22 protein-coding genes are annotated in these 19,934 nt (G+C 68.1%); 7 read left to right on the forward strand and 15 right to left on the reverse strand.

Translation table 11 applies throughout. The features are described from left to right. Positions 1 to 42: 42 nt before the first annotated feature. Both AZG88_RS45345 and AZG88_RS45350 read left to right on the forward strand, forming a co-directional pair. Positions 43 to 567: an amino-acid N-acetyltransferase gene (locus AZG88_RS45345; RefSeq protein WP_061701331.1), complete on the forward strand. Its 525-nt coding sequence runs from the start codon at positions 43 to 45 to the stop codon at positions 565 to 567. A gap of 73 nt (positions 568 to 640) precedes the next feature. Further along, positions 641 to 925, forward strand: a complete 285-nt coding sequence (locus AZG88_RS45350; protein WP_061701332.1) for a YciI family protein — start codon at positions 641 to 643, stop codon at positions 923 to 925. Positions 926 to 968: 43 nt separating this feature from the next. Here the strand turns inward: AZG88_RS45350 and AZG88_RS45355 are convergent, their stop codons facing one another. The 6 genes from AZG88_RS45355 to thyX all read right to left on the reverse strand — a co-directional run bounded on the left by AZG88_RS45355 (position 969) and on the right by thyX (position 9,145). Further along, positions 969 to 1,952 (reverse strand): TerC family protein, encoded by a 984-nt coding sequence (locus tag AZG88_RS45355; RefSeq protein WP_061043021.1) that lies wholly within the window; start codon positions 1,950 to 1,952, stop codon positions 969 to 971. A gap of 209 nt (positions 1,953 to 2,161) precedes the next feature. Continuing rightward, complete coding sequence (locus AZG88_RS45360) at positions 2,162 to 4,738, reverse strand: DNA translocase FtsK (protein WP_082764615.1); 2,577 nt, start codon at positions 4,736 to 4,738, stop codon at positions 2,162 to 2,164. Positions 4,739 to 4,818: 80 nt separating this feature from the next. Then, entirely contained in the window at positions 4,819 to 5,442 is a 624-nt protein-coding gene (locus AZG88_RS45365; protein WP_061042980.1) for a TIGR03085 family metal-binding protein, read from the reverse strand. Positions 5,443 to 5,467: 25 nt separating this feature from the next. Then, complete coding sequence (locus AZG88_RS45370) at positions 5,468 to 7,444, reverse strand: ribonuclease J (RefSeq protein WP_061042979.1); 1,977 nt, start codon at positions 7,442 to 7,444, stop codon at positions 5,468 to 5,470. Continuing rightward, the gene (gene dapA, locus AZG88_RS45375; RefSeq protein WP_005240731.1) at positions 7,441 to 8,349 is read right to left on the reverse strand and encodes a 4-hydroxy-tetrahydrodipicolinate synthase; all 909 of its coding nucleotides are present in this window, start codon (positions 8,347 to 8,349) and stop codon (positions 7,441 to 7,443) included. The genes AZG88_RS45370 and dapA overlap by 4 nt, the downstream gene beginning before the upstream one ends. 43 nt (positions 8,350 to 8,392) lie before the next feature. Further along, entirely contained in the window at positions 8,393 to 9,145 is a 753-nt protein-coding gene (thyX, locus tag AZG88_RS45380; RefSeq protein ID WP_061701333.1) for an FAD-dependent thymidylate synthase, read from the reverse strand. A gap of 193 nt (positions 9,146 to 9,338) precedes the next feature. Here thyX and AZG88_RS45385 point away from each other — a divergent pair, with 193 nt between their 5' ends. The 3 genes from AZG88_RS45385 to AZG88_RS45395 all read left to right on the forward strand — a co-directional run bounded on the left by AZG88_RS45385 (position 9,339) and on the right by AZG88_RS45395 (position 11,192). Then, entirely contained in the window at positions 9,339 to 10,151 is an 813-nt protein-coding gene (locus tag AZG88_RS45385; RefSeq protein WP_231914426.1) for a tyrosine-protein phosphatase, read from the forward strand. A 27-nt stretch (positions 10,152 to 10,178) separates the two neighbouring features. Beyond that, positions 10,179 to 10,655, forward strand: coding sequence for a toxin-antitoxin system HicB family antitoxin (locus AZG88_RS45390; protein WP_005240728.1), 477 nt, complete (start codon positions 10,179 to 10,181; stop codon positions 10,653 to 10,655). Between the two features lie 102 nt (positions 10,656 to 10,757). After that, on the forward strand, positions 10,758 to 11,192 hold the full coding sequence (locus tag AZG88_RS45395) for an SRPBCC family protein (RefSeq protein WP_005240727.1): 435 nt from the start codon (positions 10,758 to 10,760) through the stop codon (positions 11,190 to 11,192). A 4-nt stretch (positions 11,193 to 11,196) separates the two neighbouring features. On the opposite strand, the gene AZG88_RS45400 is transcribed toward AZG88_RS45395, so the two are convergent. From AZG88_RS45400 to AZG88_RS45420, 5 genes are all read right to left on the reverse strand, one after another. After that, entirely contained in the window at positions 11,197 to 12,429 is a 1,233-nt protein-coding gene (locus AZG88_RS45400) for a winged helix-turn-helix domain-containing protein (RefSeq protein WP_061701334.1), read from the reverse strand. 43 nt (positions 12,430 to 12,472) lie between these two features. Next, complete coding sequence (locus tag AZG88_RS45405; protein ID WP_005261169.1) at positions 12,473 to 12,931, reverse strand: flavodoxin family protein; 459 nt, start codon at positions 12,929 to 12,931, stop codon at positions 12,473 to 12,475. A gap of 29 nt (positions 12,932 to 12,960) precedes the next feature. Further along, on the reverse strand, positions 12,961 to 13,440 hold the full coding sequence (locus tag AZG88_RS45410) for a hypothetical protein (RefSeq protein WP_061701335.1): 480 nt from the start codon (positions 13,438 to 13,440) through the stop codon (positions 12,961 to 12,963). Next, positions 13,437 to 14,195, reverse strand: coding sequence for a 4-hydroxy-tetrahydrodipicolinate reductase (gene dapB, locus AZG88_RS45415; protein ID WP_061701336.1), 759 nt, complete (start codon positions 14,193 to 14,195; stop codon positions 13,437 to 13,439). The genes AZG88_RS45410 and dapB overlap by 4 nt, the downstream gene beginning before the upstream one ends. A gap of 103 nt (positions 14,196 to 14,298) precedes the next feature. Further along, positions 14,299 to 14,916, reverse strand: a complete 618-nt coding sequence (locus tag AZG88_RS45420; RefSeq protein WP_061701337.1) for a TIGR03086 family metal-binding protein — start codon at positions 14,914 to 14,916, stop codon at positions 14,299 to 14,301. Between the two features lie 64 nt (positions 14,917 to 14,980). Between AZG88_RS45420 and AZG88_RS45425 the strand changes: the two genes are divergently transcribed. Then, complete coding sequence (locus AZG88_RS45425; protein ID WP_005240721.1) at positions 14,981 to 15,466, forward strand: MarR family winged helix-turn-helix transcriptional regulator; 486 nt, start codon at positions 14,981 to 14,983, stop codon at positions 15,464 to 15,466. A gap of 21 nt (positions 15,467 to 15,487) precedes the next feature. Here AZG88_RS45425 and AZG88_RS45430 read toward each other — a convergent pair whose 3' ends face one another. The 4 genes from AZG88_RS45430 to AZG88_RS45445 all read right to left on the reverse strand — a co-directional run bounded on the left by AZG88_RS45430 (position 15,488) and on the right by AZG88_RS45445 (position 19,366). Beyond that, positions 15,488 to 15,928, reverse strand: a complete 441-nt coding sequence (locus AZG88_RS45430) for a YdeI/OmpD-associated family protein (RefSeq protein WP_005240720.1) — start codon at positions 15,926 to 15,928, stop codon at positions 15,488 to 15,490. Positions 15,929 to 15,961: 33 nt separating this feature from the next. Beyond that, positions 15,962 to 17,068, reverse strand: coding sequence for an alcohol dehydrogenase catalytic domain-containing protein (locus AZG88_RS45435; RefSeq protein ID WP_061701338.1), 1,107 nt, complete (start codon positions 17,066 to 17,068; stop codon positions 15,962 to 15,964). Positions 17,069 to 17,103: 35 nt separating this feature from the next. After that, positions 17,104 to 18,450 (reverse strand): M16 family metallopeptidase, encoded by a 1,347-nt coding sequence (locus tag AZG88_RS45440; RefSeq protein WP_025432381.1) that lies wholly within the window; start codon positions 18,448 to 18,450, stop codon positions 17,104 to 17,106. Between the two features lie 232 nt (positions 18,451 to 18,682). Continuing rightward, complete coding sequence (locus AZG88_RS45445) at positions 18,683 to 19,366, reverse strand: HemK2/MTQ2 family protein methyltransferase (RefSeq protein WP_025432380.1); 684 nt, start codon at positions 19,364 to 19,366, stop codon at positions 18,683 to 18,685. 156 nt (positions 19,367 to 19,522) lie between these two features. On the opposite strand from AZG88_RS45445, the gene AZG88_RS45450 reads away from it, so the two are divergent. After that, positions 19,523 to 19,918, forward strand: coding sequence for an SRPBCC family protein (locus AZG88_RS45450; RefSeq protein ID WP_005240716.1), 396 nt, complete (start codon positions 19,523 to 19,525; stop codon positions 19,916 to 19,918). The last annotated feature ends 16 nt before the right edge of the window (positions 19,919 to 19,934 follow it).

Consider the following 19,934-nt stretch of genomic DNA (forward strand, 5'->3'; position numbering starts at 1 on the left):
TGCCTAAGAATATCGGTACGGCCGTTGGCTAATGTTCACGACATGACTTCTCGGACGCCGGACACCGCCGACAATCAGCTGATCGTGCGGCGAGCACGAACCTCCGACGTTCCCGAGATCAAGCGCCTGATCGACATCTACTCCGGCAAGATCCTGCTCGAGAAGAACCTCGTGACCCTGTACGAATCCGTCCAGGAGTTCTGGGTGGCCGAACGCGCCGGCAATGTGATCGGTTGTGGCGCAATGCACGTGCTGTGGGCCGATCTCGGCGAGGTACGCACGATCGCGGTCGATCCGTCGGCAAAGGGCCAGGGTGCGGGACACCACGTGGTGGCCAAGCTGATCGAGGTGGCGCGGGAACTCGAACTCGAGCGTCTCTTCGTTCTCACGTTCGAGGTCGACTTCTTCGGTAAGCACGGATTCGTCGAAATCGACGGCACACCCGTGACCGCCGAGGTCTACGCCGAGATGTGCCGCTCGTACGACACCGGTGTCGCCGAATTCCTCGATCTGAGCTACGTCAAGCCGAACACCCTCGGCAATACCCGAATGCTTCTCACCCTCTGAAATCCCAGTGTGTGAGACAGAAGTGCCGTGATCCCATTTTTGTTCGACGAACCCGTCCCGAGAGAGCGAGAACATGTCCCTGTTCGTAGTGGAGTACACGTATTCGGCCGATACCGTCGCAGGACGCGACGAGCATCGCCCCGCCCACCGCGAGTGGCTCGGTGAGCTCGCCGAGCGGAAGACCGTCGTGTCGTCCGGCCCGTTCGCCGACGGCAGCGGCGCATTCATCATCGTCGACGCCTCCGACGCGGAGACCGTGGAACTGCTCTTCACCCACGACCCGTTCGCCCGCAACGGACTCGTGGCGGCCTCGCGGATCGTGGAATGGGTTCCGGTGCTCGGCGAATTCAGTTCCTGACTCGCCGAGCACCGGACACCCTCGAGCACGACGCCCGGCGGAACTACTTCGCCGGCGTCGTGTTCCGCGTCTTGAGAAGGCTGGCGACGGTGGTCACTGCCAGCACACCGATGATGACGGCGAGCGAGAACACCGTCGACACCTCCGGTACGGCCACGTGCTCGCCGCCGTTGATGAAGCCCAGCGTGTTCTCGTGCAGGGCGTGCAGCACGAGCTTGACGCCGATGAACGCGAGAATGATCGACAGGCCGTACGACAGGTACACCAGGCGGTCCAGCAGGCCGCCGATGAGGAAGTACAGCTGACGCAGACCCATCAACGCGAACGCGTTGGCCGTGAAGACCAGGTACGGCTCCTGAGTGAGTCCATAGATCGCGGGAATCGAGTCGAGTGCGAACAGCACGTCGGTGAATCCGATGGCGACCAGCGCGAGCAGCAGCGGCGTCACGACGCGCTTGCCGTTGATCCGCGTGACGAGCTTGTCGCCGTCGTAGGTGTCCGTGGTGGGGAGGATCTTCTTCGCGACGGCGACGATCTTGCTGTCGCGCTCCTCCTCCACCTCTTTCTCGTGCCCGTGATCACGTACCAGCGTGTACGCGGTGTAGATGAGGAACGCACCGAACAGGTAGAACACCCAGCTGTAGGCGTTGATCGCCGCGGCACCGACCCCGATGAAGATGCCGCGCATCACCAGCGCCATCACGATGCCGATCAGCAGTACCTTCTGCTGGTACTCCCGCGGCACCGCGAATGTTCCCATGATGATGACGAACACGAAGAGGTTGTCGACCGACAACGCCTTCTCGGTGACGTAACCGGCGAAATACTCGCCGCCGTACTGACTTCCCCACAACCACATCACGACCAGGCCGAACAGGATCGCGACGCCGATGTAGACCGACGACCAGAACGCCGACTCACGGAAGGTGGGGGCGTGCGGGGTGCGCACGTGCGCGAAGAAGTCGAAGACGAACAGTCCGAGAATCACCACACAGGTGATGACCCAGACCAGCGGTGACACATGCATGAACACAGACCTCCGGTAGACCTAGCGGGTACCGGAGGTCTCTCCCGCCGCGCCGGAATCTCTTGTCCGCGCGACTGACAGCACCGGATCGGCAATGGTGCCGATCGTGTTGACGATGCTGTCACAGAGGTGGGGATACTCCCCTCCAATTCGGTGCCCATTCAACCACACTGCGCGAGAATCGCCCATTTCGGACACGCGCACGCGGGCTACTCCTGGTCGGACGGGGCCTCGTTCGGGTCGCCGCCGCGGATCGACCACAGCAGACCGTCGAGTTCCTCGGGCTTGATGAGCACCTCACGGGCTTTCGAGCCCTCGCTGGGGCCCACCACTCCCCTGGTCTCCATCAAGTCCATCAGGCGGCCTGCCTTCGCGAATCCGACACGCAGTTTGCGCTGCAGCATCGACGTGGACCCGAACTGGCTGGAGACGACGAGTTCCACCGCCTGCAACAGCACGTCCATGTCGTCGCCGATGTCGGGATCGACGTCCTTCTTCTCCCCGACCTTGGCGGCGGTGACGCCGTCGGTGTACTCCGGCTCCGCCTGGTTCTTGCTGAAATCGACGACCGCGGAGATCTCTTCGTCGGTGATGAACGCACCCTGCAGGCGCGTCGGCTTGCCTGCGCCCATCGGCAGGAACAGCCCGTCACCCATACCGATCAGCTTCTCGGCGCCGGGCTGGTCCAGGATGACCCGCGAGTCGGTCAGGGACGACGTCGCGAAGGCGAGCCGTGACGGCACGTTGGTCTTGATCAGACCCGTCACGACGTCCACCGACGGCCGCTGGGTGGCCAGCACGAGGTGGATACCGGCGGCGCGCGCCTTCTGGGTGATCCGCACGATCGCGTCCTCGACGTCACGCGGCGCGGTCATCATGAGGTCCGCGAGTTCGTCGACGATGGCGAGGATGTACGGGTACGGCCGGTAGACCCGTTCGCTGCCGAGCGGCGCGGTGATCTCCCCCGACTTCACCTTGGCATTGAAGTCGTCGATGTGGCGCACCCGGTTGGCCTGCATGTCCTGGTAACGCTGTTCCATCTCCTCCACCAGCCAGGCCAGGGCGGCCGCGGCCTTCTTCGGCTGGGTGATGATGGGCGTGATGAGATGCGGTATGCCCTCGTAGGGCGTCAACTCCACCATCTTGGGATCGATGAGGATCATCCGCACTTCGTCGGGTGTCGCACGGGACAGCAGCGACACCAGCATCGAGTTCACGAAGCTCGACTTACCGGAACCGGTGGAACCCGCCACGAGCAGGTGCGGCATCTTCGCGAGGTTGGCGCTGACGAAGTTGCCCTCGATGTCCTTGCCGAGACCGATCACCAGCGGGTGGTGGTCCTTGCGGGTGCTCGGGGCCGTGAGCACGTCGGCGAGGCGCACCATCTCGCGGTCGGAGTTGGGGACCTCGATGCCGACCGCGGACTTGCCGGGGATCGGTGCCAGCAGGCGCACGTTGTCGGTGGCGACCGCGTATGCGATGTTGCGGGCGAGCGCGGTGATCTTCTCGACCTTCACGCCCGGTCCGAGTTCCACCTCGTAGCGGGTGACGGTCGGGCCGCGAGTGAATCCGGTGACGGCCGCGTCGATCTTGAACTGCTCGAGCACCTCGGTGATGGCCTCGATCATCGCGTCGTTGGCGGAACTGCGCTTCTTCGGCGGATCGCCCTCGATGAGCAGCGACGTCGGGGGCAGCGTGTAGTCGCCCTCGACGACCCGGTCGGTCACGAACTTGTCGACGTCAGACAGCGGTTCCGGTTCGGGTTCCGGCTTCGGGGCGACGACCGGCTTGGCCTTGGCACGCGCCGGTTTCGGCGCCGGCGCAGGCACGGGTTCGGTGGCGGGCTCGGTCTCCCACAACCCGAGCACCTCCGTCTTCGCGGTATCGCTGACGTCGTATTCGTTCGTCGGATAGTTGTCGGCCGGAACACCCCGGGCGCCGGTCTTGTAGTCGTCGACCGGGTAGCCGTCGGCGTCGAACAGCGTGGGGTCGTATTCGCCGTCCTCGTAGTACTCGCTGTCGTAGTCGGCGTAGTGGTCGCGGCCGAACGACGTTCCGAAGTACGACTGCAGTTTGCCGGGCACCTCGCGGACCGTGGTTCCGGTCAGCAGCAGGACACCGAACAGTGCCGCCATTAGCAGCAGCGGTGCGGCGAGCCACACGGTCAGGCCGTCCGTCAGTGGACCTCCCGCCGCGTACCCGACGAAGCCTGCGCCGCGGGTCCTGGCCTCGGCGTCGGTGGGCGAACCGGTCGCGATGTGCCAGAGCCCCAGGGCGGGCAGACCGACCAGCAGCGATCCCAGGACGAGCCTCGGCTGGATCTCGGGTTTCGGCTCGGTCCTTATCAGGATCACCGCGACGGCGACGCCGATCAGGGGCAGGACGCCGGACGCGCCGCCGAACGCAGCCCGGACTCCGGTCTCGAGCCACTCGCCTACCGGACCGCCCGCGGAGAACCAGATTCCGCCGGCGACCACGACGCTGATCGCGATCAGCCCGAGCGCGATGCCGTCGCGCCGGTGTCCCTGTTCGATCTCGGCTGCCTTGCCGACGGTGCGGGTGGTGGCCCCGACGCCCTTGGCCATGAGCGACCAGCCGGCACCGATTCCCCGGCCCACCGACTTGAGGGGGCTGGATGTAGACGATTTCTTCGTGGACTTACGCGGAGTGCTCACTGTCCGGGTCGTGCGTGACTTGGGCTTAGACGAGGTCGAGCCGCCTCGCACGCCCGTCCTCGCCGTGGACGTCGTCGTGCTCGAACCGCGGGCGCTCGCCTTACCTGCCATGGCTCCCAGATTAGTCGCTACGGCACCTTCCGGACCATCCGCAACACCCGTAACACGGCGAGACCTGCGGTGAAATGCCCTTAGAACCCTCGGTCGAGGGAGGTCACGGCTTCGATGTCGGCAGCCTCACCGTCGGTCTCGATCCGCACCTGGTCCCGGCCGAACGCATGCAGGGCGAGTTCCGACGGTTCACCGCGCAGGATCACCCGGCCGGCACCCGCTTTGCGGACGGTGGCCTGCTCTCCGGACGGCCGCTCGAGCACGACCGTCACCGGGGCGTGCCGGTAGCCGAGCTTTCCGACCTTGCGTGCGAGACCCCACAGCGCGTCCTGGCGCTCGTCGGGCAGGACCCGCGGCTCCCATCCGTCGTGGGCGCGGCGCACGTCCTCGTGGTGGACGAACATCTCCCCCAGGTTCACCTGTGCGTCCACCCAGTACATCGGCGACCATATCGGTGGACCCGACCGGACCTCGTCCAGCAGTCGGCTCCACGGACGCGTCGCCGTGTCGTTCTGGACGCGCTCCGTGTAGCCGGCGAGCCGACCCACGACGATGCCGGGGGCAGCGTCGAGGCGTCGTTCGCGCACGATCAGGTGGGCGGCCAGGTCCCGGTTGGTCCACGTCCCGCAGAGGGTCGGGGCGTCGGGACCGAATTCGGCCATCGAGTCGACGAGGGCGAGGCGTTCATCTCGGGCGAAGGTCACCCGACCGAATCTACCTGCCGGAGAACTACTTGCCCTCGGCCGATGGAACCGCGATGACGGTCGGGACGATCATCGGCCGGCGACGGTACTTGTCCGCTACCCATTTACCGACCACGCGCCGGATCGCTTGGGCGATGCGGTGCGCGTCGTTGATGCCCTCGGTGGCCAGGCGCAGGAGTTCCGCCTCGACCAGCTGAGCCGCATCCTTGAGGGCCGTGGGGTCGTCGGAGAATCCGCGTCCGGACACCTCGGGGGTGCTGACCGCGCGACCCGTGTGGTCGTCGATGACGACGTTGATGGCGATGAACCCGCCCTCACCGAGGACCAGCCGGTCCGACAGCGTGGAGTCGCCGACGTCGCCGACGGACAGTCCGTCGACGTAGACGTGTCCGACGGGAACCTGCCCGACGATCTCGGCGAGACCGTCGACCATGTCGACCACCACGCCGTCCTCGGCGAGCACGATCCGGTCCTCCGGCACGCCGGTGGCCTTCGCGAGGGCGGCGTTGGCGCGCAGGTGACGCCATTCGCCGTGGACCGGCATGGCGTTGGTGGGCCGGACCGCGTTGTACAGGTACAGGAGCTCGCCCGCCGACGCGTGACCGGAGACGTGCACCTTCGCGCTCTGCTGGGTGACGACGGTGGCGCCGCGCTTGGCGAGTCCGTTGACGACGGCGAACACGGAGTTCTCGTTGCCGGGGATCAGCGAGGACGCCAGCACGACGAGATCGTTGGCCCGGATGTTGATCTGCCGATGCTCACCGCGGGCCATCCGCGACAACGCCGACAGCGGTTCACCCTGCGAGCCGGTGGAGATCAGGACGAGCCGGTCGTCAGGCAGGTTGGCCGCGGTGTCGATGTCGACCACCAGGCCGTCCGGCACGCTCAGATATCCGAGATCCTGCGCGATCTGCATGTTGCGGACCATCGACCGGCCCACGAACGCGACCCGCCGGTTGTACCGGTGGGCGACGTCGACCACCTGCTGGATGCGGTGCACGTGGCTGGCGAAGGACGCCACGATCACGCGCTGTTTGGCCTTGCCGATGACGTTGTCGAGCACTCCCCCGATCTCACGTTCGGGGGTGACGAAGCCTGGCACCTCGGCGTTGGTGGAGTCGACGAGGAACAGGTCGACACCCTCGTCGCCGAGCCGGGAGAAGCCCGCGAGGTCGGTGAGCCTGCCGTCGAGCGGCAGCTGGTCGAGCTTGATGTCACCGGTGTGCAGCACGACTCCGGCGTCGGTCCGGATCGCGACGGCGATGGCGTCGGGGATCGAGTGGTTGACGGCGAAATACTCGCACTCGAACGGGCCGTGATCGGTGCGCTGCCCCTCGACGACCTCGACGAGGTTGGGGCGCTGGCGGTGCTCACGGCACTTGGCCGCGACGAGCGCGAGCGTGAACCGCGAACCCACCACGGGCAGATCCGGCCGCAGGCGCAGCAGGAACGGGATGGCGCCGATGTGGTCCTCGTGGCCGTGCGTGAGGACCACGGCCTCGACGTCGCCCATCCGGTCCTCGATGTGCCGGAAGTCCGGGAGGATCAGGTCGACACCCGGCTGCTGGTCTTCCGGGAACAGCACACCGCAGTCGACGATGAGCAGCTTGCCCTGGTGCTCGAAGACGGTCATGTTGCGACCGATCTCGCCGATACCACCGAGCGCCACCACCCGCAGACCCTTGAACGGAGCCTTCGGCGGAGCGCCGAGCCGGGCCGTCGGATCGACCGAAGCGGGCCGTGTGTCCTGACGCTTGTTGCCGCCGCCGCGCCGGCCGGAGCGGGACGACGACTTGTTGGCGGCGCCGCCCTTCGTGGAGGAGGTCTTCACGGGCGCGGACTTGGCCTGCTCCGACTTCGGAGCCGACGGCTGGTCGGCGACGACGGGCGCCGACTTCGGCGGCTCGGCGACGACGGGCGCCGCCTTGGGAGGCTCGCTCGCTGTGGGAGAAGGGGGACCGGCCTGACGGCTGGCGCTGCGACGACGAGGCGGTCGGGTCACGCGAGCACCCCCGCAGCGTGCAGATCGGCGGCCAGGAGGTCGAGTTGATCGTGGGTCGGTGCCACCTGCGGCAACCGGGGTTCACCGACGTCCAGGCCGATCAGGCGCAGACCCGCCTTCGACGCGCTGACGCCGCCGAGACGCGCCACCGAGCGGATGACCGGGATCAGGCTGAGGTTGATCGCGCGGGCGCGGGCGATGTCACCCGCCGCGAATGCCGTATGCAGCTCGCGCAACCGGCCGGGCACGAGGTGCCCGATGACGCTGACGAATCCCGTCGCGCCCACCGACAGCCACGGCAGATTGAGCGGATCGTCACCCGAGTAGAACTGGAGGTCCGTGGTGCCGATCAGCTCGGCGCCCGCGTTGAGGTCGCCCTTGGCGTCCTTGACCGCGACGATGCGCGGGTGCTCGGCGAGGCGCCGGATGGTCTCCGTCTCGATGGGGACCACGGAGCGGGGTGGAATGTCGTAGAGCATGACCGGAAGGTCGGTGGCGTTGGCGACGGCGGTGAAATGCGCGAACAGTCCGGCCTGCGGCGGACGCGAGTAGTAGGGGGTGACGACGAGAAGGCCCTGCGCGCCCGCGCGGGCGGCGTCACGGGCGAGTTCGACGCTGTGCGCGGTGTCGTTGCTGCCTGCGCCGGCGATGATCTTCGCGCGGTTGCCCACCGCGTCGATCACTGCCCGGAGCAGCTCGAGCTTCTCGTTCTCGGTGGTCGTCGGCGACTCACCGGTCGTACCGGCGAGGACAAGGGAGTCGCACCCGTTGTCGACGAGGTACGCCGCGAGGCGGACACCGGCGTCGACGTCCAGCTTTCCGTCCGAGGTGAACGGCGTCACCATCGCTGTGGACACGGTGCCGAACGGACGCTCGACGGGAGAAGCGGAATCACCGTAGGTCATGGTCAGAAGGCTACCCGGTGACCCAGGTACTTTTGCACACCAGTCACGCGTCGGTGGAAAACGTGCTCCGCGCCACCTCCGTGCCGTCGCCCCAGTCCAGTACCTCGAAGTCGCCGAAGACATTCGGCGCGGCCGCCTGCAGTTGCCTCAGGCACTCGACCGCGACGCGGCGAATCTCCACGTCGGCGTGCTCGGTGGCCCGCATCGAGACGAAGTGCCGCCACGCCCGGTAGTTACCGGTGACCACCACGCGGGTCTCCGTAGCGTTGGGCAGGACGGCCCTCGCGGCCTGCCTCGCCTGCTTGTTGCGCAGCGGCACGCTGGAGGTGTCCGCCAGTTTCGTTTCGAGGGCCTGGAGGAGTTCGCCGTACGCCGCCCGGCTCGCGTCGGTAGCCTTCGCGAACAGTTCCTCGAGTTCGGGGTCGCCCGCGATCGCGGGCGGAACGACGACATTGCCGTCGTTCTCGCGCACGAAGCGCTGCGACAGCTGCGAGTAGGAGAAGTGGCGGTGCCGGATCAACTCGTGGGTGCAGGACCGTGAGATGCCGGTGATGTAGAAGCTGACGGTCCCGTGTTCGAGGACCGACTCGTGCCCGACCTCGAGCAGATGGCGCAGATATCCGGCGTTGGTCGCGGTGCGGGGGTTGGGTTTGGACCAGCTCTGATAGCACGCCCGGCCCGCGAACTCCGCCAGCGCTTCGCCGCCGTCGGCGTCGGTCTCCCACGGAATTTCCGCCGGCGGAAAGAACTCCGTCTTCGCGACGAGTTGCACCCTGAGCGGCACGGTCTGCGGCACTGCGCTGTTCCTCCTACCGAACTCCCTGGTCGGGAGTCCCTACTGAATGCATCGACCCTAGTCGCAGCGTTGATCGGGGTCTCGGTGTGCCCCGTCCCGGCAGCGGCCCGGTTCCCGTGTGTTCACCCGCGCGTGTCAGTCTCGTCTCGCCCACACTTTCCGTGGTGCCGCAGATTCGCGAGGGAGACTTCCTGTGCAGTACCGGACTGGCCGCGCGCGCCGCACCGTCGTGATCGCAGTTCTCGGGACAGCAGTTCTCGGGGCCGCTCCCCCGGCATTCGCCGGACCGCCCGCGACGGGCCCGTCGGTTGCCGAGAGTCCGGCGCAGCCCGCGGCCGTGCAGCGCTCGCTAGGGCTCGAGGGTGCCCGAAATGCTCGTGACCTCGGCGGATACCCGACGGCCGACGGTGCCGTCGTCCGTTCCGGTCTGGTGTTCCGCACGGACGCGCTGGACAGGCTGACCCCGCGCGACCTCGCGCAACTCGAATCCTCGAACGTGACGGTCGTCGACGACCTCCGCACGACGTACGAGCGGGCGCTCGCGCCGGACCGGCTTCCGGCCGGAGCAGCCGGGAACTGGTACGACGTGCTCGGGCAGTCACCGATCACCACTCTGGTCGACATGCCCGCCGCCTATCGCGCCTTCGTGACGGGCCCAGGCGCGAACGAGGCGTTCTCGGCGGTTCTGCACGACATCGCGGCGTCCGACGGCGCCGTGCTCTACCACTGCAGCGCCGGTAAGGACCGCACCGGGTGGGCGACGGCCGTGCTGCTCACCATCCTGGGGGTCCCGCGCGACACGGTGACGGCGGACTATCTGCTCAGCAACACCTACCGCGGCGCCGACCCGGAACATCCCGGACTGGACGGCGTCGACCCGGCGTGGCTCGACATCGCGTTCGACACGGCCGTCGCCACCTACGGCAGCTTCGACGCCTATGTGTCGGAGGGGCTGAAGTTGTCCGAGGGCGACATCAGCCAGCTGAAGACGAGACTCCTTGACTGACGCCATCGATGACGCCATGCTGGCGTCATGGACCTCGGCATCTACGTCTCCCGGCTGCGAGACGACCTGAACGCAGCAGCCGCACTCGGCGACGAGCAGACGCGGGCGACGGCAGCGGCGCTCGCCGCCGCGGTCGAACCCGCCGCCCGGCTGCTCCTACTCTCGGCGCTCACCGATTTTGCAGGTGAGGTGTCGTCCGAACTCGGCAATCGCACCGTCGGTGTGCGACTCGACGGCAGCGAGGTGGCGGTCGACGTGCATCGCACCCCCACCGCACCCGGATCGGAGGGGGAAGGGACCACGACGGCCGAGGACCTCGGTGCCGCCTTCGATGACGTCACCGGTGACATCAGCCGCGTCACTCTGCGTCTGATGGATCAGATCAAGTCGAAGGCCGAGGAAGCCGCCTCCCAGAACGGGGTGTCGCTCAATTCCTGGGTGTCGCAGGCGGTCCAGGGCGCACTCAAGGACCAGATGCGCCGCAACGGGAGAGACAATTTCTGAGCACCGGCGCACTCACTCCACGCCCCGGTCGGCGGCGGTGATGTAATTACGTCGCATCAGCCACACGGTGAGAGTCGCCACGGGCTCGAAGGAGCGAAGAACATGGCCGTTTCCGGCGTCAAGGAATTCGAGATCAAGGCCGATCCGGCCACGGTGATGGCCGCGATCGCTGCGGTGGATCGCCTGCCCGAGTGGTCCTCGGCCCATAAGTCGGTCACCATCGAGAGCACACACGACGACGGCCGCCCCCATCGAGTCCGGATGAGCGTCTCCATCCTCGGGATCAGCGACGAGCAGGTCGTCGACTACACGTTCGAGGGCGACGACACCGTGTCGTGGCACCTCGTCGAGAGCGGCCAGCAGAACGCCCAGGACGGCTCGTACGTCCTCACCGAGTCCGGCGCAGGCACCAAGGTCACGTTCGAGTTGACGGTCGACCCGAAGATTCCGCTGCCCGGGTTCCTCGTGAAGAAGGCGCAGAAGACGGCACTCGAGACGGCGAGCAAGGGCCTGACGAAGTTCGTCGAGAGCCTGTAGTTCCTCACTCTCCTCGCGGCCGCGCCGCCGCGGCCGCGAGGAGGGCACCGAGGTTGCCGCGATCGTCCACCCGGATGTCGTTCAGACCCAACCACGTTGCCATTCTTCGCAGTTCCGGGAGCAGCGCCTCCACCACACGCCCCGTATTCCGGTCGGGTTCCACGAACGCGGATCGCACCTCGAGCGTTCCCGACGCGCGGTCGGCCTTGAGATCGACCCTCGCGACCAGTTCACCGTTCAGCAGGAACGGAAAGACGTAGTACCCGTGGACACGTTTGTGCGCGGGGGTGTAGATCTCGAGGCGGTACCGGAAGTCGAATACCCGCTCGGTCCGGGGACGGCAGAAAACCAGCGGATCGAACGGGCACAACAGCGCCGCCCCCTCCACCTTCCGGGGAGCCCGGACGTCGCGGTGGACGAATGCCGGCGCATCCCAGCCGCGGACCCCCACCCGTTCGAGCACCCCGTCCTCGACGAGTTCCTCGATGGCCGAGACGGTCTGCGCCGGGGACAGTCGGTAGTAGTCACGCAGATCGGGTTCGGTGGCCACACCGAGGGCCCTCGCGGACCGCCGGACGAGGCCACGGACGGCGTCCTCCTCCGAGACTTCCTCGGCGAGTATCGCTTTCGGCAGCACACGTTCGCTCAGGTCGTAATGACGGGTGAATGCGACCCGTTTGTCCACCGCGAGCGCGCCGGACGCGAACAGTTGCTCGCACACCACTTTGGTGTCGCTGCGATCCCACCACGGCCCCTTGCGGTCCGGCCGGTCGACTTCGAGGTGTTTCTCCACGTCGCTCGCGCTGCACGCACCGACGGCGCCGATCACGTCGAGCACGTCGGCGGCGAGCGTGGGATTGCGATCGAGTACGCGGGATTCGCCGGACCAGCGACCGTGCCGGTACCGGTGCATCCGCCAGCGCAGCAGCGGCCAGTCCTCGACGGGGATGAACGCCGCCTCGTGCGCCCAGTACTCCGCCAGCATCCGGGGTGCGCGGGCGGAATGCGACCACGCCGCCGAATCGACGAGCCCGCGGTCGTAGACGCCGAGACGGCTGAACAAAGGGACGTAATGAGCGCGCACGGCCACCGACACCGAGTCGATCTGGAACAGCCGCACCCGGTCGAGAACCGAACGGACGTGCCGGCGCGTCGGCGCCCCGGCCGGTTTCCGGTCGGCGAACCCCTGCGCCCAGAGCGCCGATCTCCGGGCCGCGGCTGCGGTCATCTCACGCATGCCCGCAGCCTGCCATCAACCACCGACACGTTCCGCCGCGACGTCAGACGTCCTCGGCCAGCGTCACCGCGACCGTCGCACCGAGTTCGTAGCACCGCTCCCGTGCGCTCGCGTCGAGCGATCCGGTCAGTTCCAGGATCTCGGCCACCTGGGTGAGCGCCAGCCCGGTCACGATCTTCTGCACCGATTTGACGGCCCCGGCGGTGTCGTTGTTGCCGTGCACCCAGAGCCCGTAGGGACGGCCGGCGACCGCGTCGAGGCACGGGTAGTAGACGGTGTCGAAGAAGTGCTTCAGCGCACCGGACATGTAGCCGAAGTTGGCGGACGTCCCGAACAGGAACCCGTCGGCTGCCAGGACGTCGGGCACGGTCGCTCCGAGAGCGGGAATCGACTTCACGTCGACCCCGTCGATATCGGGGTCCCGCGCGCCTTTCAGCACGGCTTCGAGGCACTCACGGGTCACCGGCGACGGCGTGTGGTGGACGACGAGTAGTGACTTCACAGTCGTCAGCGTACGACCGGTCCCGTTTCCTATCGGCCGGGCTCGCCTTCCCGTTCGACGCGTTCGAGTTCCACGGCCCGTTTCATCGTCTCCCGGGCCCTGCCGCGGTCGCCGGCGTAGTCGTAGGCGCGGGCGAGACGGTACGAGTTCCGCCAGTTGTCCGGGTCTGCTTCCCATTCGGATTTGACCTGCTGGAACAGTGCGTCCGCGGCGTCCCGGTCGATGCGGCCCGAGGGGCGCTTCGGCAGATCGCTGACGTCCAGTTCGAGCCCCTCGTCGGTGATGCGGCGGGACAGATGCTGATGCTGGAATCCGGCACGCAGCGTGGCGTAGACGATCCAGGCGCCCAGGAACGGCAGGATCAGGACGCCGGCACCCAGGCCGATCGCGGCTGCTCCGCCGTCCTGGATCAACTGGATCCCGCGTTGGCCGAGAAGGACGAAGTAGAACGCCAGCGCCGCGACCAGCAGTCCGATCGTGACAACGGTCTTGGCCGAGCCGTCCTTCACAGGTCGAGAAGGGGGTCGATACCGACGGTCAGGCCGGGACGGGAGCCGATCTCCCGCACCCCGAGCAGGACGCCGGGGGCGAAGGAATTGCGGTCGATCGAATCGTGCCGGATGGTCAGCGTCTCGCCCTGCGTGCCGAGGATGACCTCCTGGTGGGCGACGAGACCTGCCAGCCGCACGGAATGCACCCGCACGCCGTCCACGTCGGCGCCGCGCGCACCGTCCAGTTCGGTGGTCGTGGCGTCGGGGCTCGGTCCGACGCCCGCCTTACGGCGTGCCTCCGAGATGAGTGCGGCGGTCCGGTAGGCGGTGCCGGACGGCGCGTCCGCCTTGTTGGGGTGGTGCAACTCGATGACCTCGACGGAATCGAAGAATCGTGCCGCCGCCTCGGCGAAGCGCATGGAGAGAACGGCACCGATCGCGAAGTTCGGGGCGATCAGGACACCGACCTCGGGCCGCTCCGACACCCACGACCGCACCGTGTCGAGCCGCGCGTCGTCGAATCCCGTCGTGCCCACGACCGCGTGAATACCGTTGGACACGAGGAACTTCAGGTTGTCCATCACGACGTCGGGGTGGGTGAAGTCGACGACGACCTGCGTGCCGGCCTCGACGAACGTCTCCAGCCGGTCGCCGTGATCGACCTCCGCGACGAGTTCGAGATCCGGTGCCTGCTCCACCGCCTCGCAGATCGCTCGGCCGACCTTGCCCTTGGCCCCGAGAACCCCGACCCTGATGGGTGCTGCTGCGCTCACTTCTCCACGCTCCGTCCAGTCACAACGATTCGCCCGAAAGCCTACGCAATCGCCGGGTGCCGACCGGTGCGCAGGGGCGGGGCGGGAGACCTGCGTCTCGTTGTCAGACGCGCCCGGCCTCGTACTCGGGGTGCCAGTGCGGTGATCGGCCGAGCAGCGACAGCACCGTGTCGAAATCGGCGGAGTGGGGGTCGGTCGGCAGGCCGGGCGCGAACGCGGCCCCCTCTCGCATCCGGTCCGCACCGTCCGGGACGAGTCGTGCGATCGGGAGAACCGCGGCCACCATGTCGGATTCGGGCGTGAAGTCGAGCCCGAGTGACCGGGCGACGTCCCACGAATGGACGACGTAGTCGAGGAAGTGGAATCCGACGGCCATGGGTGCGGGGAACGGAAACTCGGTGCTGATCTCCGGCAACCAGAACTGCCGCGCCCCTACGCCGTCCCTTGTGAAGGCCTCGATGACGGTGTCGGCCGCCGAGCGGTACGCGGCAACGGGATCCGCCGACGCGTGGGGCCGCCAGTTCGACGGGTCGGGACCTCCGCCCGCGGCCGCTGCAGCGAATCCCCGGTGCTGCACGGTCATGTGGCCCAGCAGTTCCCCGAGAGTCCACTGCGCACACGGTGTCGCGCGCTGCAGATCGTCGCGCGTCACCTGCGACACGAACTCCACACTCGATTGCACGGCGCGGATATCCCAGCGCCGGACCTCGTCCACATCCATCGTCGACACCTCGCCACTCGAATCGAATTNNGTAGATGATCGGTCAAGGTGTATTTTCTGCGATATGCCCAGCCGCGACCCGACGCACGGACAGCACGAACGCACCCGCCCCGACCTCGCGGCGATGACGACCGCCCTGAACCGCTCGCTGGTGGCGGCGGAACTCCCCGTGCTCGCGGAGCACGGGCTGACCATGTGGGGATACGTCGTGCTCCTGGCACTCGACGAGCACCCGCTGCGCACCCAGGCCGCGCTCGCGGAGGCGATCGGCGCCGACAAGACGCGGATCATCGGCGTGCTCGACGACCTGCAGGACCGTGGCCTGATCGACCGTCAGCGCGATCCCGCGGACCGCCGGGCCCGCCTGCTGTCGCTCACCGCGGACGGGCACGACGTGCGCGACTCGGCGCAGGCGGCGATCCGGCGGGGCGAGGAGCGGCTCTTGGCCAGGTTGCCGGAGCGCGAGCGCGCGGGTTTCGTGTCCGCCCTGATCGCGCTGTCGGCACTGCCGGTCGAAGACGTCACCGGGCGCCCGGGCGACTCCACCTGACGGAATTCGCGCCGGCGCCCTTCAGCCCTGCAGCAGCGCGTCCACGGCCTTGCCGATCCGGCGCTGCCGCGTCTCGTCCGTCTTGGCCCCCTCGATCGACAGCACGTGCCGCCGCCGGTTGCTGTACGACAGTGCGTCGAACGCCTTTCGCGCGTCCGGCTGCCGGTCGAGCGCCTCGGCGAAGTCGGGCGGAACCGTGACGTCCCTGGGTTCGGTGTCGAGCTCGACGTCGACGTCCACCTCGTCGCCTGCCGCGACCCCCGCACCTGCCCGGTTCTCGGCGCTGAGCGGAATCATGAACACGCCACCCATCGGCGCGACCGTGGTGCGGTAGGTGTGACCGCCGATCGTGACCCGGACCGCGGGGCGCTTACCCGGCCCCAGGTCCGCGACGACGTTCTCGGGTATCCGGAAACCGGTCGCGGTCTTGCCGCCGAGCTCGATGGTGGTGCGAAACCTCATGGGCAGAATTCTGCCCGCGACCGGCCCGCCGGGTCAGTCGAACACGATGATCTGCCGGATCGCCTTTCCGTCGGCGAGTTCGTCCATGCCGCGGTTGATGTCGTCGAGGGTGATGCGGGAGGAGATGAGTTTCTCCACGGGAAGCTTCCCGGCGCGCCAGAGGTCCTCGTAGATCGGGATGTCCCGGGACGGCACCGCCGACCCGAGGTAGCTGCCGATGATCGTGCGGGCCTCGGCCACCAGGGTGAGCGGGGAGATCGACGACCGCGCGTCGGGCGACGGCAAGCCGACGGTGATCGTCTTGCCACCGGGAGCGGTTGCGCGAACAGCCGATTCGAATGCGCGCGCGTTCCCCGCGGCCTCGATGACGATGGGCGCCCGGATACCGGCTTCCTCGAGCTCCGCGGGGGTGTAGGCGGCCGTCGCGCCGAGTTCGCGTGCGGTCTGCAGCTTCTCGGGGACGGCGTCGACGCCGATCACCTCGCCGGCGCCCCGGGAGACCGCCGTCAGGATCGCGGCCATCCCCACTCCACCGAGCCCGACGACCATCACGGCCTGGCCGGGTTGCGGATCGCCCGCGTTGAGGACGGCACCGCCGCCGGTGAGGACGGCGCATCCGAGCACGGCCGCCACATCGGCGGGGACGTCGTCGCCGACGGGAACGACCGAGCGGCGGTTGACGACCGCGTGCGTCGCGAATCCGGACACCCCGAGGTGGTGGTGCACGGGGTCGCCGCCGCGGTGCAGTCGCGCTCCCCCGTCGAGCAGGGTTCCGTCGTTGTTCGCACTGGTCCCCGGCACGCACGGCATGCGGCCGTCGGTGGCGCAGCCCTCACACTCACCGCAGCGGGGAAGGAACGTCATGACCACACGCTGTCCGACCGTGACGTCGTCGACCCCGGCTCCGAGCTGGGTGATCCGCCCCGCGGCCTCGTGCCCGAGCAGCATCGGGACCGGGCGCACCCGGTTGCCGTCGACGACGGACAGGTCGGAATGGCACAGACCCGCCGCCTCGATCCGGACGAGGATCTCGCCCTCGCCGGGCGCGTCGAGGTCGAGTTCGGAGATCGAGATCGGTGCCGACTCGACGAACGGGCGCGTTCTCCCGATCTCCTCGAGTACCGCTCCACGGATCTTCATCTCGGGCCCCTCCTCTTGTTGTCGGCGAATCCTCGTTACCGGACGATGCCGCGCACCGAGGCCGGCAGGTCACGCTTGCGACGATACGGTCCGACGACGGCGGCGCCGAACGGACGCTGCAGCAGGACTCGCGCGACGTCGCGCACCTCGTCGGTGGTGACCGCGTCGATCTTGCTCAGGGTTTCGGTGATGCTGCGGTGATTGCCGTAGTTGAGCTCACTGCGACCGATGCGGTGCATTCGGGAACCCGAATCCTCCAGTCCCAGAACCAGTCCGCCCCGCAGCGATCCCTTGGCGCGGGCGCACTCGGCGTCGGTGATGCCTTCGGCGGCCACGTTCGACAGCACCTCCCGGATCACCGTAGTGACCTCGCCGAGGTTCTCGGGCTGGCACCCGGCGTAGATCGAGAACGCACCCGTGTCGGAGAACGTGTCGATGCCCGAGTACACGGAATACGCGAGGCCCCGGATCTCCCGCACTTCCTGGAAGAGCCGGGAACTGAGTCCGCCACCGACCGCGGCGTTGAGCACCGACAGCGCCCAGCGGTGCGACTCGTGCCGCCCGAACGCGCGCACCCCGAGGGAGAGGTGGACCTGTTCGCTGTCCCTGTTGGTCAGGCTGAGCGTCGGCTCCGTCCGCAGGCGCAGGGTGCCTGCGCGTCGGGGGGCGGGTTCGGACGCCGCTTCGAGGTGCCCGGCGAACGCGCGCCGGACCAGCTCGACCGTCGGTTCGTGCTCCACGTTGCCGGCGACGGCCACCACCATGCGCGGCGGCGTGTAGCGCCGCACGTGGAACGAGTGGAGTTGGGTGCGTGTCATCGATTCGATGGATTCGACGCTGCCGATGACGGGCCTGCCGACGGGATGGTCGCCGTAGAGCGCGGTCAGGAACGCGTCGCCGAGGAGGTCTTCCGGGTCGTCGTCGCGCATCGAGATCTCTTCGAGCACCACCTGGCGTTCCACGTCGACGTCGGCGGACCGGCAACGGCCACGCAGGACGACGTCACTGACGAGGTCGATGGCAAGGGGCAGGTCGTCGTCGAGCACGTGCGCGTAGAAACAGGTGTGTTCCTTGGACGTGAACGCGTTGAGCTCGCCGCCGACGCCGTCCATCACCTGCGCGATGTCGAGGGCGCTGCGCGACGGCGTGGCCTTGAACAGGAGATGCTCGAGGAAGTGCGCGGCCCCGGCGACGGTGGGCTGCTCGTCGCGTGATCCGACACCCACCCAGACGCCCACGGACGCGGATCGGACACCGGGGACGTATTCGGTGACCACCCGGAGCCCGCCGGGGAGCACGGTGCGCCGGACGCCGGCATCCGGCTCGTGGAGGGTCGGCGCTTGGGTCAGTGCGGCAGTGCGGCTGCGATCGATCTTGGCCATGTAGTGGTTCAGCAGTCCTCGAAAGCTGGGCGTCGTCGAACGGCAAACTTTACACGCGGCACCCGGCCGTCGTTCACGAGCGTCGACGATGTGGTTGCGAGCCCGATCAGCTCGCTGTTCCCGAGGACGGCCACAGCGCGAACGACACGATCCTCGGCATTGCGTCCCGGGTTGCGACGAACCACGTGAACCACTCAACCAGTGCCGTGGCGAGAACAGTCGGACGCCGGAGTCAGAGTCCGGATCGGCGTGGGGCGTCGCCGGACCGGAGGTCGGTCGCCGTCAGCACCGCGATGCGCTCGGTGCGCTGTCCCGGCCGGATCATCTCCCGCGCCTCCAGCATCCTCGTGCGGGACGAGAGGGCGGGACCGAACGGCACGTCCTCCGACGCGACCACGTCCACCCGCAGTCCCCGCTCCTCCAGCATCGCCCGTGTCTTGTCCACCCCGTTGAGCGTCGACTGGACGAGGAGCAGGGTGCCGCCGGGAGCGAGAAGGTCGGGGGTTTCGCTGCAGATCCGATCGAGCACGGCGCGCCCGTCGACGCCCGCATCCCAGGCCCGCGCGAGTACCCGGCCCGGTCTGTCGTCGTTCGTCGCAGGCGCGTAGGGCGGGTTGGCCACGACCACGTCGAAGCGAAGAGTCCGGACGGAGTCCACCAGGTCGCCTCGCACGACGCGGATCGTCCGGCGGTTCAGTTTGGCGTTGAGCCAGGTACTGATCGCGGCCCGGCGCGACACGTCCACCGCAGTCACCCACCCCGCCCCCGCGGCACACGCCTCGACGCTCAACACCCCTGTGCCACAGCAGAGATCGAGCACTCGGGTGCCCGGTCCGAGATGTCGGGCCGCCAGCACCTCGGCGAGCAGCCAGGTGTCACGCTGGGGGCGATACACCCCGGGCAGACGAACGAGCATGATCGGCTCCCTCCCTCGCCGTTCCCTACAAGCGTGGCCAGTACCTCGAGTTACACGCAACTCGACACGGGCCAATTCACCCGGTGTTCACGTCCGACCCCTCCCCGAGCCGCATCTGCGCTGTCTGCAGGGGGCGAAACCGGGTATTCCTTTGCCGTGCCGCATTCCTTCTCAGCTGATTCCGACGCGCCGGTGGACGTCGCGTGGGCCCTCGTCGCTCGGCCCTCGCGCTGGCCCGAGTGGGCGCCGCACGTGCGCGGCGCGTGGGGTCTCGGGTCCCCCGAGGTTCAAGCCGGGAGGCGTGGAGCGGCGCGACTGCTCTGGATCGTGCCTGTTCCCGCATCGATCTCGGCCACGACACCGGGCCGTTCCTGGACCTGGCGGGTGGGCCCGATGACGCTCGATCACGCCGTCGAGGCCCGCGGTGCCGGCTCGCGGATCACGATGACGATGTCCGCTCCCGGTCCCCTCGACTCTCTGCTCGGAGCCACCTACGGCCCGGTGGTGCGGACTCTCGTCCGTCGACTCGCCCGCGTGGCGGGCGAACGCTAGTGTCCTGAGTCATAAA

The organism is Rhodococcus sp. LB1, assembly GCF_001583455.1.
Taxonomy (GTDB): domain Bacteria; phylum Actinomycetota; class Actinomycetes; order Mycobacteriales; family Mycobacteriaceae; genus Rhodococcus_F; species Rhodococcus_F opacus.

Coding starts and splice junctions, on each gene's coding strand:
- AZG88_RS45395 (WP_005240727.1), top strand. CDS start 10,758: ATGGCCGTTTCCGGCGTCAAGGAATTCGAGATCAAGGCCGATCCGGCC.
- AZG88_RS45445 (WP_025432380.1), bottom strand. CDS start 19,366: ATGCTCGTTCGTCTGCCCGGGGTGTATCGCCCCCAGCGTGACACCTGG.
- AZG88_RS45425 (WP_005240721.1), top strand. CDS start 14,981: ATGCCCAGCCGCGACCCGACGCACGGACAGCACGAACGCACCCGCCCC.
- dapA (WP_005240731.1), bottom strand. CDS start 8,349: ATGACCTACGGTGATTCCGCTTCTCCCGTCGAGCGTCCGTTCGGCACC.
- AZG88_RS45360 (WP_082764615.1), bottom strand. CDS start 4,738: ATGGCAGGTAAGGCGAGCGCCCGCGGTTCGAGCACGACGACGTCCACG.
- AZG88_RS45440 (WP_025432381.1), bottom strand. CDS start 18,450: ATGGCCAAGATCGATCGCAGCCGCACTGCCGCACTGACCCAAGCGCCG.
- AZG88_RS45350 (WP_061701332.1), top strand. CDS start 641: ATGTCCCTGTTCGTAGTGGAGTACACGTATTCGGCCGATACCGTCGCA.
- AZG88_RS45390 (WP_005240728.1), top strand. CDS start 10,179: ATGGACCTCGGCATCTACGTCTCCCGGCTGCGAGACGACCTGAACGCA.
- AZG88_RS45435 (WP_061701338.1), bottom strand. CDS start 17,068: ATGAAGATCCGTGGAGCGGTACTCGAGGAGATCGGGAGAACGCGCCCG.
- AZG88_RS45420 (WP_061701337.1), bottom strand. CDS start 14,916: ATGGATGTGGACGAGGTCCGGCGCTGGGATATCCGCGCCGTGCAATCG.
- AZG88_RS45355 (WP_061043021.1), bottom strand. CDS start 1,952: ATGCATGTGTCACCGCTGGTCTGGGTCATCACCTGTGTGGTGATTCTC.
- AZG88_RS45430 (WP_005240720.1), bottom strand. CDS start 15,928: ATGAGGTTTCGCACCACCATCGAGCTCGGCGGCAAGACCGCGACCGGT.
- AZG88_RS45345 (WP_061701331.1), top strand. CDS start 43: ATGACTTCTCGGACGCCGGACACCGCCGACAATCAGCTGATCGTGCGG.
- AZG88_RS45400 (WP_061701334.1), bottom strand. CDS start 12,429: ATGCGTGAGATGACCGCAGCCGCGGCCCGGAGATCGGCGCTCTGGGCG.